The sequence below is a fragment of the Mesorhizobium sp. M7A.F.Ca.MR.362.00.0.0 genome (genome assembly GCF_004023175.1).
Taxonomy (GTDB): domain Bacteria; phylum Pseudomonadota; class Alphaproteobacteria; order Rhizobiales; family Rhizobiaceae; genus Mesorhizobium.
On record NZ_RZTF01000677.1, the window covers coordinates 1 to 1,755 of the forward strand.

Sequence of the window (1,755 nt, forward strand, 5' to 3'; positions counted from 1 at the left end):
CAATGATGTTGACCGGCAACGCGATTGCCTTGCAAAGCGTCTCGATCAGGTCCTCATCGCCAAGACCCGGTGCAAAGAAGCCGTGTGCGCCGGCTTTTTCGAAGGCCTGCGCGCGCTCGATGGCCTGGTCGAGCAGGACGTCGTCATGCGCATCCGGTTTCGCCTTGAGGAAGATGTCGGTTCGGGCGTTGATGAACGCCGGTATGCCGGAGGCCTTGACGGCCGCTGCCGCAGCTTCGATGCGTTTTACCTGAACAGAAATGTCGTGCAGGCCGGTGCCGCCGACAACCTGGTCTTCGAAATTGAAACCGATAGCGCGGGCCCGTAGCGCCAACGTCACCGTGCGAGCCACAATCTCCGGATCGACGCCGTAGCCGCCCTCGAGGTCCATGGTCACCGGCAGGTCGACGGCAGTGACGATGCGCTTGATGTTGTCGAGCGCCAGCTCCAGCGGGATTTTCTCGCCATCGGCATAGCCGAACGCGGCAGCCACCGGCCAGCTTCCGGTGGCGATCGCCTTGGCGCCCGCTTTCTCGACGATCTTGGCCGAACCCGGATCCCAGACGTTGTAGAGAACGATCGGGTTTCCCTTGACGTGGAGGGAATGGAACGTCCGCGCACGCTCGATCTGCTCGGTCATGGTGTTTTCCCGTCTCCTGCTGTTAGAGGAACAGTCTAAGCGGCACTGTCCGCCCTGGCGATGTGCCATGAGACGCTGAAGCGGCGGCCACCGGACAGGCTTTTCAAATCAGTTGCGCATCCGGTTTTTCGCGGCTATGGATTTTCGCCATGAACATGCGTTCGATCAAGACCATTTGGTGGTGGGCCTGCTGACAGCGGCCTGTTCGAACACGTGCGCGTGAAAAGAGAGGGTGGCCGCAGCGGAAAGTCCGGGCGGCCATTTGTTTTTTCCAAGCCATTCCCGGGTCCGTTGCCCCAAGACGCTGATGGAGACGGCAATGACTATAAAGCTTCTGGAAAACGGCGCGGAAAGTTTCGTGACCGCGGGTGGCATCACCATCACGCGCGCGCGCCACGACCGGCCCTATGCGGGCGCGATCGACGCTTACGTTGACGGCCTGAATTCGCGCCGCGGCGCTGTATTTTCCTCGAACTATGAATATCCCGGCCGCTACACGCGCTGGGACACCGCCATCATCGATCCGCCACTGGTCGTCTCGGCGCGCGGCCGTGCCATGCGCATCGAGGCGCTGAACCGCCGTGGCGAGGCGCTGCTGCCGGTCATCGGCAAGGCGCTCGCCAGCCAGGCGGATGTCACCATCGCCGAGACGTCGAAGACACTCATCCGCCTCGATGTCGCCAAGCCCGGCCGTGTCTTCACCGAGGAGGAGCGCAGCCGCGTCCCTTCAGTCTTCACGGTGCTGCGCGCCATCACCGCTCTGTTCAGGACCGAGGAAGACGCCAATCTCGGTCTCTACGGCGCTTTCGGCTACGACCTCGCCTTCCAGTTCGACCCGGTCGACTACAAGCTCGAGCGCAAGCCAAGCCAGCGCGACCTGGTGCTTTTCCTGCCCGACGAGATCCTGGTCGTCGACCATTATTCCGCCAAGGCCTGGACCGACCGCTATGACTATGCCGGCGAGGGTTTTTCGACCGAAGGGCTGCCGCGCGACGAAATCGCCGAGCCGTTCAAGAGCCCTGACCGCATCCCGCCGCGCGGCGACCATGAACCGGGCGAATACGCCAATCTGGTGCGCAAGGCGATGGATTCGTTCAAGCGCGGCGACCTGTTCG

2 protein-coding genes and 1 pseudogene are annotated in these 1,755 nt (G+C 62.6%); 1 reads left to right on the forward strand and 2 read right to left on the reverse strand.

The features are described from left to right. Window positions 1-640: isocitrate lyase/phosphoenolpyruvate mutase family protein (locus tag EOC06_RS36735; protein WP_164898981.1), on the reverse strand; the 640-nt coding region annotated here is incomplete at its 3' end. A 103-nt stretch (window positions 641-743) separates the two neighbouring features. Beyond that, on the reverse strand, window positions 744-920 hold the full coding sequence (locus tag EOC06_RS40515; protein ID WP_164767439.1) for a hypothetical protein: 177 nt from the start codon (window positions 918-920) through the stop codon (window positions 744-746). Between the two features lie 39 nt (window positions 921-959). Between EOC06_RS40515 and EOC06_RS36740 the strand changes: the two are divergent. Beyond that, window positions 960-1,755, forward strand: a pseudogene (locus EOC06_RS36740) (anthranilate synthase component I); the annotation flags it as partial.

Excerpts from the sequence above, each read along its gene's own strand:
- EOC06_RS40515 (WP_164767439.1), bottom strand. The coding sequence starts at position 920 with ATGGCTTGGAAAAAACAAATGGCCGCCCGGACTTTCCGCTGCGGCCAC.